This window comes from Citrobacter werkmanii, assembly GCF_008693645.1.
Lineage (GTDB): Bacteria > Pseudomonadota > Gammaproteobacteria > Enterobacterales > Enterobacteriaceae > Citrobacter > Citrobacter werkmanii.
This window is the reverse complement of the sequence record NZ_CP044101.1, coordinates 218410-233152: the sequence shown is the minus strand read 5'-3', so window position 1 is coordinate 233152 and position 14743 is coordinate 218410. Positions and strand designations below refer to the sequence as shown.

The window sequence follows — 14743 nt, the reverse complement described above, 5'->3', positions numbered from 1 at the left end:
ACGATCATGGCAAAAACAGCAGCAGCAGTGCATATCCTTGTAAAAGAAGAGAAACTGGCACTGGATCTTCTGGAGCAGATTAAAAACGGCGCCGACTTCGGCAAGCTGGCGAAGAAGCATTCCATCTGCCCATCGGGCAAACGCGGCGGCGATTTAGGTGAATTCCGCCAGGGCCAGATGGTGCCGGCGTTCGACAAAGTGGTCTTCTCCTGCCCGGTGCTGGAGCCAACCGGCCCGCTGCACACTCAGTTCGGTTACCACATCATTAAAGTGCTGTACCGCAACTAATAAAAAGCCCGGTGTTTAAACACCGGGCTTTTTTATCGGATGGCGATACGCTTATCCAGCCTACATAATGGTCACTTTATTGTAGGCCGGATAAGGCGTTCACGCCGCCATCCGGCGATTCCAGCAGCCTCTTATCCAGCTACTGCAATGCGCTTCATATCAGTCATATAGCCACGCAGTTTCTGGCCTACTTTCTCGATAGCATGACCGCGAATTGCGTCGTTCACGTCGCGCAGCTGCGCGTTGTCTACCGCGCCTTCGGCAATCGCTTTGCCCAGATCGCCGGTCTGCAGCGTGGTCATGAACTCTTTCAGCAGCGGTACGCAAGCGTAAGAGAACAGGTAGTTACCGTATTCTGCGGTATCGGAGATAACGACGTTCATTTCATACAGGCGCTTACGGGCGATGGTGTTGGCAATCAGCGGCAGTTCGTGCAGTGATTCGTAGTAAGCAGATTCTTCGATGATGCCGGAATCGACCATGGTTTCGAACGCCAGCTCAACGCCCGCTTTCACCATCGCAATCATCAGCACGCCTTTATCGAAGTACTCCTGCTCGCCGATTTTACCTTCATACTGCGGCGCGGTTTCGAACGCGGTTTTGCCGGTCTCTTCACGCCAGGTCAGCAGTTTCTTATCGTCGTTGGCCCAGTCAGCCATCATGCCGGAAGAGAATTCGCCGGAGATGATGTCGTCCATGTGTTTCTGGAACAGCGGCGCCATGATCTCTTTCAGCTGTTCAGACAGCGCGTAAGCACGCAGTTTCGCCGGGTTAGACAGACGGTCCATCATCAGGGTGATACCACCCTGCTTCAGCGCTTCGGTGATGGTTTCCCAGCCGAACTGAATCAGTTTTTCGGCGTAAGCCGGGTCGGTGCCTTCTGCCACCAGCTTGTCGAAGCACAGCAGAGAACCGGCCTGCAGCATGCCGCACAGGATGGTCTGCTCGCCCATCAGGTCAGATTTCACTTCCGCCACGAAAGAAGATTCCAGTACACCCGCACGGTGACCGCCAGTTGCTGCTGCCCAGGCTTTAGCAATCGCCATACCTTCGCCTTTCGGATCGTTTTCCGGGTGAACCGCGATCAGGGTCGGTACGCCGAAACCACGTTTGTACTCTTCACGTACTTCGGTACCCGGACACTTCGGCGCCACCATCACCACGGTGATGTCTTTACGGATCTGCTCGCCCACTTCCACGATGTTGAAGCCGTGGGAATAACCCAGCGCCGCGCCGTCTTTCATCAGCGGCTGTACGGAACGCACCACGTCAGAGTGCTGTTTGTCCGGCGTCAGGTTAACCACCAGGTCCGCCTGCGGGATCAGCTCTTCGTAAGTGCCTACTTTGAAGCCGTTTTCGGTCGCTTTACGCCAGGAAGCGCGCTTCTCAGCAATGGCTTCTTTACGCAGGGCGTAGGAAATATCCAGACCGGAGTCACGCATGTTCAGGCCCTGGTTGAGACCCTGAGCGCCACAGCCGACGATGACCACTTTTTTACCCTGAAGGTAGCTCGCGCCGTCGGCGAATTCGTCGCGGCCCATAAAGCGGCATTTACCCAACTGCGCCAACTGCTGGCGCAGATTCAGTGTATTAAAGTAGTTAGCCATGATGGTGTACTCCGTGATGTTGTGTTGTGGTGCTTATTATTTGGTTCGCTGTTCAGCGAGAGTAAACCCACATTACAACAGGAAATTTATTGCGGAAATTGATATATTCACAACGTCATGTTGCAATTTCTGCAATGTAAAGCCGTGAGGTGAAATCGGTGGATTTACGCGATCTGAAAACCTTCCTGCATCTGGCGGAAAGCCGCCACTTTGGCCGCAGCGCGCGGGCGATGCACGTCAGCCCCTCCACGCTCTCCCGGCAAATTCAGCGGCTGGAAGAGGACCTCGGTCAGGCGCTGTTTGTGCGTGATAACCGCACGGTCACGCTGACCGAAGCAGGGGAAGAACTGCGGGTATTTGCCCAGCAAACGTTGTTGCAGTATCAGCAACTGCGCCACACCCTCGATCAGCAGGGGCCATCACTTTCTGGTGAACTGCACATTTTCTGTTCGGTGACGGCGGCTTATAGCCATCTGCCGCCGATTCTCGATCGTTTTCGCGCCGAGCATCCCTCCGTCGAAATTAAGCTCACCACCGGCGACGCCGCCGACGCCATGGACAAAGTGGTCACCGGCGAGGCCGATCTGGCGATTGCCGGTAAGCCGGAAACGCTGCCCGGCGCGGTGGCGTTTTCCATGCTGGAGAATCTGGCGGTGGTGCTGATCGCCCCGGCGCTGCCCTGCCCGGTGCGCAATCAGGTTTCCGTCGATAAGCCCGACTGGTCAACCGTGCCGTTTATCATGGCCGACCAGGGGCCGGTGCGCCGTCGCATTGAGCTGTGGTTCCGTCGCCACAAAATCAGTAACCCGCAGATTTACGCCACCGTCGGCGGCCATGAGGCGATGGTCTCGATGGTAGCGCTAGGCTGCGGCGTGGCGCTGCTGCCGGAAGTTGTGCTGGAAAACAGCCCGGAGCCGGTGCGCAATCGCGTGATGATTTTAGAGCGCAGCGACGAAAAAACGCCGTTTGAACTGGGCGTCTGCGCGCCGAAAAAGCGGCTGCATGAGCCGCTGATCGATGCCTTCTGGAAGATTGTGCTGGAGCGTAAAATCGCCGAGTAGCGTCAGCGTCTGGCCTAAAATCAGTGGTAGATTCAGTATTGGCACTCCTTTTCTGTATAATGTCCCGTGCCATAATAGATGTGGGGGGCTTGTTAACCATGTCGTTAAGCAAGCCAGAACAGACGGTGTCATTGCGCACTTGACAGCGAAAATACAAACTTAATTAGCCATCATTATGATAATCAAACCAAAAATTCGTGGATTCATCTGTACAACGACCCATCCGACTGGCTGCAAAGTCAATGTGGAAAAACAGATCGAGTACGTTAAGCAAAACGGGAAAATTGAGAACGGTCCTTCCCGCGTGCTGGTGATCGGTGCTTCCACCGGTTACGGCCTGGCATCCAGAATTTCCGCCGCCTTTGGCAGCGGTGCCGCCACTATCGGCGTATTTTTTGAAAAACCGGGCACGGAAACCAAACCAGGTTCCGCGGGCTGGTATAACTCTGCCGCCTTCGATGAGGCTGCCAAACGTGAAGGTCTGTACTCCAAAAGCATCAACGGCGACGCGTTCTCTGACGAGTGCCGCGATGAAGTTATCAAACTGATCAAAGAAGATCTGGGCCAGATCGACCTGGTGGTTTACTCACTGGCGTCCCCGGTGCGTAAAATGCCGAAAACAGGCGAAATCGTTCGTTCTGCGCTGAAGCCGATCGGCGAGGTTTACACCTCTAAAGCGATTGATACCAACAAAGATCAGATCATCACCGCCAGCATTGAGCCGGCAACCGAAGAAGAAGTTCAGAACACCGTTACCGTCATGGGCGGCGAAGACTGGGAACTGTGGATGGGTGCGCTGAGCGAAGCAGGCGTGCTGGCTGACGGCGTGAAAACCGTGGCTTATTCCTACATCGGTACCGACCTGACCTGGCCAATCTACTGGCACGGCGCGCTGGGCAAAGCGAAAGAAGACCTCGACCGCGCGGCGGGTGAACTGCGTAAGCAGCTGGCACCGCTCAACGGTTCCGCTAACGTTGCCGTCCTGAAATCGGTTATCACGCAGGCATCTTCTGCTATTCCGGTGATGCCGCTGTACATCTCTATGGTCTTCAAGCTGATGAAAGAGCAAGGCATTCACGAAGGTTGCATCGAGCAGATCAACCGTCTGATGACCACCAGCCTGTACGGCGATAAAGTGGCGCTGGATGACAATCAACGCATCCGTATGGATGACTGGGAACTGCGTGACGATATTCAGCAAGCCTGCCGCGACCTGTGGCCGCTGATCACCACCGAAAACCTGACGCAGGAAACTGACTATGCAGGTTACAAGCAGGAATTCCTGAACCTGTTCGGTTTTGCCCTCGACGGTGTGGATTACGATGCGGACGTGAACACCGAAGTTGAATTCGAAGTGATCACGCTGTAATTCTCTGATTCAGATGTAAAAAAGGGTTCATGTCTCCATGAACCCTTTTTTTATGGCCGCCGTTAGCCCGCCAGGAAGAAGCGGAACGCCGGGTTATTCGTCTCGTCGTGGCACTCATAGCCCAGTTCATTGAGCCGGGTTTCAAAGTCCGGTTCATTCTCGCCCAGTTCAAACGCCGCCAGTACACGGCCATAGTCGGTACCGTGGCTACGGTAGTGGAATAGCGAGATATTCCAGTGCGTTCCCAGGGTGTAGAGGAACTTCAGCAGCGCGCCCGGTGATTCCGGGAACTCAAAGCTATAAAGGCGCTCTTGCAACGGCTTAGAAGGACGGCCGCCGACCATATAGCGCACATGCAACTTGGCCATTTCATCATCTGACAGATCCACCACGCTGTAACCGCCGTCTTTGAGTAGGCTAAGGATTTCCTTGCGCTCCTCAACGCCACGGCTCAGCCGCACGCCCACGAAGATGCAGGCATCTTTGGCGTCAGCAAAGCGATAGTTGAACTCGGTCACCGAACGCCCGCCCAGCAGTTGGCAGAACTTCAGGAAGCTGCCCTTCTCTTCCGGAATCGTCACCGCCAGCAGCGCCTCGCGCTGTTCGCCCAGCTCGCAGCGTTCGGACACGTAGCGCAGACCATGGAAGTTCACATTAGCGCCGGACAGCACATGCGCCAGACGTTCGCCGCGAATATTGTGCTGGGCGATGTATTTCTTCATACCCGCCAGCGCCAGCGCCCCGGAAGGTTCCGCCACCGCGCGTACATCTTCAAACAGGTCTTTCATCGCCGCGCAGATAGCGTCGCTATCGACTGTGATAATGTCGTCGAGATACTCCTGGCACAGACGGAAGGTTTCATCGCCGATGCGTTTGACCGCCACACCTTCAGCAAAGAGACCTACGCGTGGCAGATCCACCGGATGACCGGCATCCAGCGCCGCTTTCAGGCAGGCTGAATCTTCGGCTTCGACAGCGATCACTTTGATCTGCGGCATCAGCTGTTTAATCAGCACCGCCACGCCCGCCGCTAACCCGCCACCACCCACCGGCACAAACACGCGGTCAAGGTGAGCATCCTGCTGAAGTAACTCCAGCGCCAGCGTGCCCTGCCCGGCAATCACCATCGGGTGATCAAACGGCGGCACCCAGGTAAAGCCCTGCTGCCGGGAAAGCTCAATCGCTTTGGCTTTGGCTTCATCAAAGTTAGCGCCGTGCAGCAGAACTTCACCGCCGAAGCCGCGAACGGCGTCGACTTTGATATCTGCGGTCGCCACCGGCATCACAATCAGCGCCTTCACGCCTAATCGCGCAGAGGAGAAAGCCACACCCTGGGCGTGATTACCTGCCGATGCGGTAATGACGCCATGCGCTTTTTGCTCTTCAGTCAGGCCTGCCATCATCGCGTAGGCCCCGCGCAGCTTGAAGCTGTGCACCGGCTGTCTGTCTTCGCGCTTGACCAGAATCACGTTATCGAGGCGCGAAGAGAGTTTTTCCATTTTTTGTAGCGGCGTTACCTGCGCCGCTTCGTAAACCGGCGCGCGCAGCACCGCTCTGAGATACTCGGCGCCCTCAGGGGCACCGGACAAGGGTTGTGAATCCGCCATGGTCATTAACCTCCCAGCTTCGATTTATCGCGCACCGCGCCTTTGTCGGCACTGGTGGCCAGACTGGCATAGGCGCGAAGGGCAAAGGAGACCTGACGCTCACGGTTCTTCGGCGTCCACGCCTGATCGCCGCGGGCTTCCTGCGCTTCACGACGGGCGGCGATTTCCGCATCGCTCAGTTGCAGTTGAATACCGCGATTCGGGATATCGATAGCAATCATATCGCCGTCTTCGATGATCGCGATGTTGCCGCCGCTGGCCGCTTCCGGGGAAACGTGGCCGATAGACAGGCCGGAGGTGCCGCCGGAGAAGCGGCCATCGGTGATCAGCGCACAGGCTTTACCGAGGCCCATCGATTTCAGGAAGGTGGTTGGATAGAGCATTTCCTGCATGCCCGGTCCGCCTTTCGGCCCTTCATAGCGAATCACCACCACGTCGCCTTCGACCACTTTACCGCCGAGGATAGCCTCAACCGCCTCGTCCTGGCTTTCGTAGACTTTCGCCGGGCCGGTAAATTTGAGAATACTGTCGTCAACACCTGCGGTTTTTACGATACAGCCATTTTCCGCGAAGTTGCCGTACAGCACCGCCAGACCGCCATCCTTGCTGTAAGCGTGCTCCAGCGAGCGGATACAGCCTTCGGCGCGATCGTCATCCAGCGTATCCCAACGGCAATCCTGCGAGAACGCCTGGGTGGTGCGGATGCCCGCCGGACCAGCGCGGAACATTTTTTTGACCGCCTCATCCTGGGTCACGGCGATGTCGTACTGCTCCAGCGTCTGCGGCAGAGAGAGACCAAGGACGTTTTTCACGTTGCGGTTCAGCAGCCCAGCACGATCCAGCTCACCTAAAATGCCCAAGACGCCGCCGGCGCGGTGAACGTCTTCCATATGGTATTTCTGCGTACTTGGCGCCACTTTACACAGCTGCGGCACTTTACGAGACAGCTTGTCGATATCACTCATGGTGAAGTCGATTTCCGCTTCCTGCGCCGCCGCCAGCAGATGCAGAACGGTGTTAGTGGAACCACCCATCGCGATATCCAGCGTCATGGCATTCTCAAACGCTGCTTTGCTGGCAATGTTGCGCGGCAACGCCGAGGCATCATCCTGCTCGTAATAACGTTTGGTCAGCTCAACGATGCGTTGACCTGCGGTGAGGAACAGCTCTTTACGGTCGGCGTGAGTGGCCAATAGCGAGCCGTTGCCCGGTTGTGACAGGCCCAGCGCTTCGGTCAGACAGTTCATCGAGTTGGCGGTGAACATCCCGGAGCAGGAGCCGCAGGTCGGACAGGCGGAACGTTCAACCTGCTCGCTCTGCGAGTCGGAGACTTTCGGGTCTGCGCCCTGAATCATCGCGTCAACCAGGTCGAGCTTGATGATTTTGTCGGAAAGCTTGGTTTTCCCGGCTTCCATCGGACCGCCAGAGACGAAGATCACTGGAATATTAAGACGCAGCGAGGCCATTAACATACCGGGGGTGATTTTGTCGCAGTTGGAGATGCAGACCATCGCGTCGGCACAGTGGGCGTTAACCATGTACTCAACGGAGTCGGCGATCAGCTCGCGGGACGGCAGTGAATAAAGCATGCCCCCGTGGCCCATAGCGATACCGTCATCCACCGCAATGGTGTTGAACTCTTTCGCCACACCGCCTGAGGCTTCGATTTGTTCGGCAACCAGCTTACCGAGATCGCGCAGGTGTACGTGACCCGGCACGAACTGGGTAAAGGAGTTCACCACAGCGATAATCGGCTTGCCGAAGTCGGCGTCGGTCATCCCGGTGGCGCGCCACAGTGCGCGGGCACCCGCCATATTGCGGCCGTGGGTGGTGGTGGCAGAACGATACTTAGGCATGCTTGATTAACTCCCGTCTGTCTTTCCCCTGCATACTTCACGCCGCAGGTGCGTTGGCTGCCTCGCTCACCCCAGTCACTTACTACAATAAGCTCCTGGGACTTGCTGCGTTGCCGTCTTCCTGCAACGTGAATTATTTTGGGGAAATATTAATATTGTTATTGGTTTACTGAATCCAACCAGCCGTATTTGTCTTCCGTTTCACCGGTGAAGAGGCCAAAGAAGGCCTGCTGGATGCGTTTGGTGACCGGGCCGCAGCGGCCTTCGCCTACCTGAATACCATCTACGCTGCGTACTGGCGTGATTTCCGCCGCGGTACCGGACATAAACACTTCGTCGGCCAGGTACAGCGATTCACGGGACAGCACCTGCTCACGCACTTCGATATCAAGATCTTTCGCCAGTTTAATGATGGCATCACGGGTGATACCCGGCAGCGCGGAAGAGGTAAATGGCGGGGTAAACAGAATGCCGTCTTTAACTTCAAACAGGTTCTCGCCCGCGCCTTCGGAAATGTAGCCATTCACGTCCAGCGCAATACCTTCCTGATAACCATGACGACGCGCTTCGCTACCCACCAGCAGCGAAGACAGATAGTTACCGCCCGCTTTAGCAGCCGTAGGGATGGTGTTCGGCGCAACGCGGTTCCAGGAAGAAACCATCGCATCGATCCCCTGTTCCAGCGCTTCTGCGCCGAGGTATGCCCCCCACGGGAACGCGGCGATGATCACATCAGTGGTGTAACCCGCTGGCGGGTTAACGCCCATCCCGACATCGCCAACAAATACCAGCGGACGAATATAGGCGCTGGTCAGGTTGTTTTTGCGGATCACTTCGCGGCAGGCTTCCATCAGTTCATCAACGCTCTGAGAGACCGGAAAACGGTAGATCTTGGCTGAATCACGCAGACGCTGCATATGTTCACGATGACGGAACACCACCGGCCCTTTGTGAGAATCGTAGCAACGGATGCCTTCAAATACAGAAGTACCGTAGTGCAGAGCGTGGGACATCACGTGAACCTTCGCGTCTTCCCAACGAATCATCTCGCCATTAGACCAAATGTAATCAGCTTTTTTCGTCGTCATTTTTCTTCCTTTTGCGCTCAGGCGCGGATTTGTTGTGATGTGGTTGTGCTCTGGCAGATAGCAACATGTGCAACGTCTACCAGCTTACTTAACTGACTAAACAGTAAGTCGACCGACCGGGGGCTGGCAACGGTCAATTCGATATTTATATTCTGCGCATCGCTGGCGGCTGCCATATTCATGGAGCACACCTGAAAACCACGATGGCGTACCACGCGTAAAACACGTTCTAACGTTTCCGGGTTGAAACGAGCCTCAACGGCGACCTGATGTTGCATCATGATAATTTCTCCAGCATTTCTGAGTTACTGGCGCCAGGCGGCACCAGAGGCCAGACATTCTCAAGTTCGTCGATTGAGACATGAAGCAGGTATGGCCCCTCGCTGTTCAGCATGGTGTCGAGTGCCGCTTCAACCTGGTCTTTACGGGTGATGTGCTGACCAGGTATGCCGAAGGCGCTGGCCAACATGAGAAAATCGGGGTTATCGGTAAGGGTGGTTTCGCTATAACGTTCCTGGAAAAACAGCTGCTGCCATTGTCGCACCATGCCCAAGCGCTGGTTGTCGAGTAAGACTATCTTCAGCGGCAACTGCCTGCGTTTTACGGTGCCCAGTTCTTGTACATTCATCATGAAAGAACCGTCACCGGAGATACAGATTACCGTATCGTTCGGACGAGCCACCTGCGCGCCAACAGCAGCTGGCAGGCCAAAGCCCATCGTACCCAAACCGCTGGAGGTGATGAAATTTTCCGGGCGGGTATAGGTCATATGCTGTGCGGACCACATTTGATGCTGACCAACATCCGTCGTCACCACGCTATCAGCGGGTTTGCGTTCAGACAGCTGTTTTAACAACAGCGGCGCGTAGATAGCGTCACCCGGATGATCATAGCGCCAGGCATGTTCTGCGCGCAGCTCTGCACAGGACTGACGCCATACGTCGATCTTCAGCGGTTGTTGTAATGCCGGCAACAGCGAATTTAAATCGCCCTGCAACGCGACGTGTGCCTGACGCAGCTTATTCATTTCTGCCGGGTCGATATCCATATGGATGACGCTGGCGTTAGGCGCGAAAGTATTCAGCTTACCGGTTACCCGGTCATCAAAACGTGCGCCCACTGCGATCAGTAAATCACTCTCTTGCACCGCGAAATTCGCCGCCTTAGTACCGTGCATTCCCAGCATGCCCAAATAGTACGGGTAGTCCGCGTTTACTGCGCCCAGGCCTTTCAGCGTGCAAGCGACCGGTATTTGGGTAAGCGCGATAAACTCACGCAGGGCAGAGACCGCCTGCGCCATACCCACGCCACCACCTACGTACAGGATGGGTTTTTGCGCCTGAGCCAGCATTTTACGCGCCTGCTCAACGTCAGCATGTGGGAAAGTCTCTACGTTTCCGACGGTCGTGAAATACGGTTCCAGCGTACCGCTGGCTAACTGGATATCTTTTGGGATATCGACCAGAACGGGGCCCGGACGACCAGAGTTCGCCACGTCGAAAGCTTCTGCCATGATGCGCGGCAGTTCCTCCAGTGACTGCACCAGGAAACTGTGCTTGGTGCAAGACAGAGACATACCGAGAACGTCCACTTCCTGGAACGCATCCGTTCCGATGAAAGGTGATGCAACCTGGCCGGTGATCGCCACAACGGGGACAGAATCTAACAGCGCATCGGCAAGACCGGTGATCAGGTTGGTCGCGCCTGGGCCGGACGTAGCGATACAAACACCGGTTTTACCCGTAGCACGAGCATAACCAATCGCCGCCATCGCCGCGCCCTGCTCATGTCGACACAACAGGTGTTCTACGCCGCCGTCATATAACGCATCATAAACCGGCATAATTGCGCCACCGGGATAACCAAAGACGGTTTGAACCCCTTGTGCACGCAACGCATGTACCACCCACTGTGCCCCATTCATAGTTACATCCCCGCCGTAAATCTTGAGAAACAGAATTTTATGCTACCGTTCACTTTCTGCTCCTCGTGTATGTTTTTAAGGTCAAAAAAAACCCCCGGACCTTTCGGTGCGGGGGTCTTAGTTCGTTAAGGCTTGTTTTCTAAGCCTTTCCTCGTCCAAGTGCAGCCCCGCACGGTGGGATAATAATCACCACCACGCTAATCACGACCAGGCTAATCACTCGTAGAAGGGCTGTCATTTTTATATTTTCTTGCATCTTGTTCGAAGGAATACCTAAAGAGTTACCATAGAATTTGCAAATAACACAAGAATTTTTTTTATTCGTTTTTCTGAGCCCGGTAACGGTTTTGATAAATCGCCTTGTTTTTTATATAAAAAATTAAAAAATGAAAATATTTCACGTTTCAGGTCATGCTTGAGCACACACTCCCCCGCGACAACACCTCATAAATACGTTTGCGAGCGTTATCCCTGGTTTCATGCAAAAGATTTAATTTGCAGAAAAATACGTGAATCAGCACCTAAAATCCGCGATAAAGTTAAATTTTGCTGTGATGCATTACCGCATAATGCCTTCATCAGGAGGGGTTATGTCACTATCGATTGTTCATACACGCGCCGCGCTTGGCGTGAATGCGCCAGCCATTACCATTGAGGTACATATCAGCAATGGTCTACCTGGTTTAACCATGGTGGGATTGCCAGAAACAACGGTGAAAGAGGCCCGCGATCGGGTTCGCAGTGCGATTATTAATAGTGGGTATGAATTCCCGGCGAAGAAGATAACCATTAACCTCGCTCCTGCCGATCTTCCCAAAGAAGGAGGGCGATATGATTTACCTATCGCAGTTGCGCTTCTGGCCGCTTCTGAGCAGCTTACAGCCCATAATCTCGATACCTACGAGCTGGTAGGCGAATTAGCGCTTACAGGCACGCTACGCGGCGTTCCAGGAGCGATTTCAAGCGCAACCGAAGCAATAAGAGCAGGCAGGAGAATTATTGTCGCAAAAGAGAATGCCGCTGAAGTTGGACTGATACATGGTGAAGGGTGTCTGATTGCCGATCACCTACAGTCCGTATGCGCATTTCTCGAAGGGAAGCATGATTTAGACAGACCGTTATCTGCAGACTTCACGCCAGAGCCATTAGCCGATGATCTGAGCGATGTCATCGGTCAGGAACAAGGCAAACGCGGGTTGGAGCTCACTGCGGCTGGCGGTCACAACCTGCTGCTTATCGGCCCTCCGGGGACGGGAAAGACCATGCTGGCCAGTCGCCTCAGAGGACTACTCCCGCCGCTTAGCAACGATGAGGCACTAGAAAGTGCTGCGATACTCAGCCTGGTCAATTCCACTACGATACAAAAACAGTGGAAGCAGCGCCCCTTTCGCTCACCGCATCACAGTGCTTCATTAACCGCCATGGTAGGTGGCGGGTCTATTCCTGCGCCGGGAGAGATCTCTCTGGCGCATAACGGCATACTATTCCTGGATGAATTACCTGAGTTTGAGCGACGTACGTTGGATGCCCTGCGTGAACCTATCGAGTCCGGGCAGATCCATTTATCCCGCACTCGGGCTAAAATAACCTACCCTGCACGCTTTCAACTCATTGCTGCAATGAATCCAAGCCCAACGGGTCATTATCAGGGGAACCATAACCGCTGCACCCCAGAGCAGACGCTGCGTTACCTCAATCGATTATCAGGACCGTTTCTTGACCGTTTCGATCTCTCCCTCGAAATCCCTTTGCCTCCGCCAGGCATACTCAGCCAGAGTGCGATGAAAGGGGAAGATAGTGCAACGGTGAAGCAACGCGTTATCGCCGCACAAGAGCGTCAGTATCGGCGGCAAAATAAGTTAAACGCGCATCTGGACAGTCAGGATATACATGAATATTGCCGACTTCGCAGTGATGATGCGCAGTGGCTTGAAGAGACATTAGCGCATCTCGGATTGTCTATCCGCGCCTGGCTGCGATTGATAAAGGTCGCCCGAACCATCGCGGATCTCGAGCAATGTGATCATATTACCCGTCAGCACTTGCAGGAGGCCGTTGGGTATAGGGCGATAGACAGGTTACTCATTCATTTGCAGAAACTACTGACATAAAAAAAGGGCTTTCGCCCTTTTTTTATTAATCATCAGATTCGGTGTAGTCTTCTGCACCTTCCACCTGAGGTTTCCCACCAGACAACGTATGGAAACGTTTTGGACGCTTAATACGCGTCATATACTTAGACCATACGCGTTCGGCTTCGGTAACCGGTTCACGTTCACCACGGCATACCGCAACAAACAGTTTTTCTTCTTCCGTTACCGGCTCACGTTTGCCCAGATCCAGCTCGTTGAAAGCATAACCGTGACGCTCAAGCAGTTGTGCTTCTTTAATGGTGAAATCACCATGACGGGAGAATCCGCGGGGATAATATTTATTGTCGAAATATCGATTAGTCGTCGTAAAGCTTTCCGCCATCCTGCACGCTCCTAATTCTTTGGCCGAGCTATTTATGGCGCGGAGTATTAGTTACGCTTGACAGAGCGTCAAACAAAAGATTTAAATCATCACGACAAATAATTTTATGGAGCGAGTTGTGGATACGGAATTGTTAAAAACTTTCCTGGAGGTTAGCCGGACACGCCACTTTGGCAGGGCTGCTGAAGCGCTCTATCTGACCCAATCGGCGGTTAGTTTTCGGATCAGACAACTGGAAAATCAATTGGGTGTAAATCTGTTCACCCGACACAGAAACAATATCCGTTTAACCGCGGCGGGTGAGAAATTATTGCCTTACGCTGAAACGCTGATGAACACATGGCAAGCAGCGCGCAAGGAGGTCGCGAATACCTCGCGGCATAACGAGTTTTCAATTGGTGCCAGCGCATCCCTTTGGGAATGTATGCTTAATGACTGGTTAAGGCGTTTGTATCAGTCACAGGAACCACAAACCAGCCTGCAGTTTGAAGCGAGAATCGCTCAACGGCAGTCGTTAGTAAAGCAGCTACATGAACGACAGCTTGATCTGCTGATCACCACCGAAACGCCCAAAATGGACGAATTTAGCAGCCAACTGTTGGGATATTTCACGCTGGCGCTCTATTGCAGTTCACCTTCACAAACCAAAGATGAACTGAATTACCTACGCCTGGAATGGGGACCCGATTTTCAACAACACGAAGCAGGACTGATCGCGGGGGATGAAGTGCCGGTACTTACCACCAGTTCGGCAGAACTGGCCAGGCAGCAACTTTCTGTCCTTAAGGGCTTTAGTTGGTTGCCCGTTAACTGGGCTAAAGCCAAAAGCGATCTACACACGGTTACCGACAGCACAACGCTCTCACGTCCTTTATATGCAGTCTGGCTGCAAAACAGCGACAAACATGCCCTTATTTGCGATCTGCTAAGAACAAGTATTCTGGAAGATTAAAGAAAGCACTGGCAAGGATGCCGGAAGTAATACAGCAGAAAGGCACAGCTCAAATTGCAGATAAAAAAAATCCTTAGCAAGGATGCTAAGGATTGTTTCTGGCAGGGGCGGAGAGACTCGAACTCGCGACACCCGGTTTTGGAGACCGGTGCTCTACCAACTGAGCTACGCCCCTAAATTTTTTTATCATTAAGCCTGCTTAGTAGCAGGCTTAATTTTCTAATAAGTGGCGGAACGGACGGGACTCGAACCCGCGACCCCCTGCGTGACAGGCAGGTATTCTAACCAACTGAACTACCGCTCCACCGAATTTCTTTGTCACCACCCGGATTTTCATCCCGGCTTACTGCAATTTGATGCCTGGCAGTTCCCTACTCTCGCATGGGGAGACCCCACACTACCATCGGCGCTACGGCGTTTCACTTCTGAGTTCGGCATGGGGTCAGGTGGGACCACCGCGCTACAGCCGCCAGGCAAATTCTGTTTATTAACCCGCTTTTCGCCGGTTAATGTCAT

Annotated in this window: 13 protein-coding genes, 2 tRNA genes and 1 rRNA gene; 5 read left to right on the top strand and 11 right to left on the bottom strand. The window is 54.1% G+C overall.

Annotation, left to right across the window (positions count from 1 at the left end; all coding sequences use genetic code 11):
• The first annotated feature begins 6 nt into the window (after nt 1-6).
• Nucleotides 7-288: a peptidylprolyl isomerase PpiC gene (gene ppiC / locus FOB24_RS01790; RefSeq protein WP_003017999.1), complete on the top strand. Its 282-nt coding sequence runs from the start codon at nt 7-9 to the stop codon at nt 286-288.
• A 131-nt stretch (nt 289-419) separates the two neighbouring features.
• Here ppiC and ilvC read toward each other — a convergent pair whose 3' ends face one another.
• Nucleotides 420-1895 (bottom strand): ketol-acid reductoisomerase, encoded by a 1476-nt coding sequence (gene ilvC / locus FOB24_RS01785; protein ID WP_069325102.1) that lies wholly within the window; start codon nt 1893-1895, stop codon nt 420-422.
• Nucleotides 1896-2053: 158 nt separating this feature from the next.
• Here ilvC and ilvY point away from each other — a divergent pair, with 158 nt between their 5' ends.
• Complete coding sequence (gene ilvY, locus FOB24_RS01780) at nt 2054-2956, top strand: HTH-type transcriptional activator IlvY (protein WP_038634600.1); 903 nt, start codon at nt 2054-2056, stop codon at nt 2954-2956.
• A gap of 175 nt (nt 2957-3131) precedes the next feature.
• Entirely contained in the window at nt 3132-4325 is a 1194-nt protein-coding gene (gene fabV, locus FOB24_RS01775; RefSeq protein WP_038634603.1) for an enoyl-ACP reductase FabV, read from the top strand.
• A 62-nt stretch (nt 4326-4387) separates the two neighbouring features.
• Here fabV and ilvA read toward each other — a convergent pair whose 3' ends face one another.
• The 6 genes from ilvA to ilvL form a co-directional block, all read right to left on the bottom strand.
• On the bottom strand, nt 4388-5932 hold the full coding sequence (ilvA, locus tag FOB24_RS01770; RefSeq protein WP_038642902.1) for a threonine ammonia-lyase, biosynthetic: 1545 nt from the start codon (nt 5930-5932) through the stop codon (nt 4388-4390).
• A gap of 5 nt (nt 5933-5937) precedes the next feature.
• Complete coding sequence (ilvD, locus tag FOB24_RS01765) at nt 5938-7788, bottom strand: dihydroxy-acid dehydratase (protein WP_038634606.1); 1851 nt, start codon at nt 7786-7788, stop codon at nt 5938-5940.
• Nucleotides 7789-7946: 158 nt separating this feature from the next.
• Nucleotides 7947-8876 carry a branched-chain amino acid transaminase gene (locus FOB24_RS01760; RefSeq protein WP_003829030.1) on the bottom strand — a complete coding sequence of 310 codons (930 nt, stop codon included), beginning with the start codon at nt 8874-8876 and terminating at the stop codon, nt 7947-7949.
• A 17-nt stretch (nt 8877-8893) separates the two neighbouring features.
• The gene (gene ilvM, locus FOB24_RS01755) at nt 8894-9157 is read right to left on the bottom strand and encodes an acetolactate synthase 2 small subunit (RefSeq protein WP_038634609.1); all 264 of its coding nucleotides are present in this window, start codon (nt 9155-9157) and stop codon (nt 8894-8896) included.
• Nucleotides 9154-10800 (bottom strand): acetolactate synthase 2 catalytic subunit, encoded by a 1647-nt coding sequence (gene ilvG, locus FOB24_RS01750; protein WP_150344449.1) that lies wholly within the window; start codon nt 10798-10800, stop codon nt 9154-9156. Before ilvG ends, ilvM begins: the two co-directional genes overlap by 4 nt.
• A 139-nt stretch (nt 10801-10939) precedes the next feature.
• Nucleotides 10940-11038, bottom strand: a complete 99-nt coding sequence (gene ilvL / locus FOB24_RS01745; protein ID WP_001311244.1) for an ilv operon leader peptide — start codon at nt 11036-11038, stop codon at nt 10940-10942.
• Between the two features lie 352 nt (nt 11039-11390).
• Between ilvL and FOB24_RS01740 the strand changes: the two genes are divergently transcribed.
• Entirely contained in the window at nt 11391-12911 is a 1521-nt protein-coding gene (locus FOB24_RS01740; protein WP_038634615.1) for a YifB family Mg chelatase-like AAA ATPase, read from the top strand.
• 25 nt (nt 12912-12936) lie between these two features.
• Here FOB24_RS01740 and maoP read toward each other — a convergent pair whose 3' ends face one another.
• Nucleotides 12937-13275, bottom strand: coding sequence for a macrodomain Ori organization protein MaoP (maoP, locus tag FOB24_RS01735; RefSeq protein WP_003018025.1), 339 nt, complete (start codon nt 13273-13275; stop codon nt 12937-12939).
• Nucleotides 13276-13381: 106 nt separating this feature from the next.
• Between maoP and hdfR the strand changes: the two genes are divergently transcribed.
• The gene (hdfR, locus tag FOB24_RS01730; RefSeq protein ID WP_087856748.1) at nt 13382-14227 is read left to right on the top strand and encodes an HTH-type transcriptional regulator HdfR; all 846 of its coding nucleotides are present in this window, start codon (nt 13382-13384) and stop codon (nt 14225-14227) included.
• A 99-nt stretch (nt 14228-14326) separates the two neighbouring features.
• On the opposite strand, the gene FOB24_RS01725 is transcribed toward hdfR, so the two are convergent.
• The 3 genes from FOB24_RS01725 to rrf form a co-directional block, all read right to left on the bottom strand.
• A tRNA-Trp gene (locus FOB24_RS01725) sits at nt 14327-14402 on the bottom strand.
• Between the two features lie 52 nt (nt 14403-14454).
• A tRNA-Asp gene (locus FOB24_RS01720) sits at nt 14455-14531 on the bottom strand.
• A 54-nt stretch (nt 14532-14585) separates the two neighbouring features.
• Nucleotides 14586-14701 (bottom strand): 5S ribosomal RNA (rrf, locus tag FOB24_RS01715).
• Between the last annotated feature and the right edge of the window lie 42 nt (nt 14702-14743).

What these genes read in the sequence shown, in the direction of transcription:
- ppiC (WP_003017999.1), top strand. Translation starts at nt 7, where the DNA reads ATGGCAAAAACAGCAGCAGCAGTGCATATCCTTGTAAAAGAAGAGAAA.
- ilvC (WP_069325102.1), bottom strand. Translation starts at nt 1,895, where the DNA reads ATGGCTAACTACTTTAATACACTGAATCTGCGCCAGCAGTTGGCGCAG.
- fabV (WP_038634603.1), top strand. Translation starts at nt 3,132, where the DNA reads ATGATAATCAAACCAAAAATTCGTGGATTCATCTGTACAACGACCCAT.
- ilvA (WP_038642902.1), bottom strand. Translation starts at nt 5,932, where the DNA reads ATGGCGGATTCACAACCCTTGTCCGGTGCCCCTGAGGGCGCCGAGTAT.
- ilvD (WP_038634606.1), bottom strand. Translation starts at nt 7,788, where the DNA reads ATGCCTAAGTATCGTTCTGCCACCACCACCCACGGCCGCAATATGGCG.
- FOB24_RS01760 (WP_003829030.1), bottom strand. Translation starts at nt 8,876, where the DNA reads ATGACGACGAAAAAAGCTGATTACATTTGGTCTAATGGCGAGATGATT.
- ilvM (WP_038634609.1), bottom strand. Translation starts at nt 9,157, where the DNA reads ATGATGCAACATCAGGTCGCCGTTGAGGCTCGTTTCAACCCGGAAACG.
- ilvG (WP_150344449.1), bottom strand. Translation starts at nt 10,800, where the DNA reads ATGAATGGGGCACAGTGGGTGGTACATGCGTTGCGTGCACAAGGGGTT.
- ilvL (WP_001311244.1), bottom strand. Translation starts at nt 11,038, where the DNA reads ATGACAGCCCTTCTACGAGTGATTAGCCTGGTCGTGATTAGCGTGGTG.
- FOB24_RS01740 (WP_038634615.1), top strand. Translation starts at nt 11,391, where the DNA reads ATGTCACTATCGATTGTTCATACACGCGCCGCGCTTGGCGTGAATGCG.
- maoP (WP_003018025.1), bottom strand. Translation starts at nt 13,275, where the DNA reads ATGGCGGAAAGCTTTACGACGACTAATCGATATTTCGACAATAAATAT.
- hdfR (WP_087856748.1), top strand. Translation starts at nt 13,382, where the DNA reads ATGGAGCGAGTTGTGGATACGGAATTGTTAAAAACTTTCCTGGAGGTT.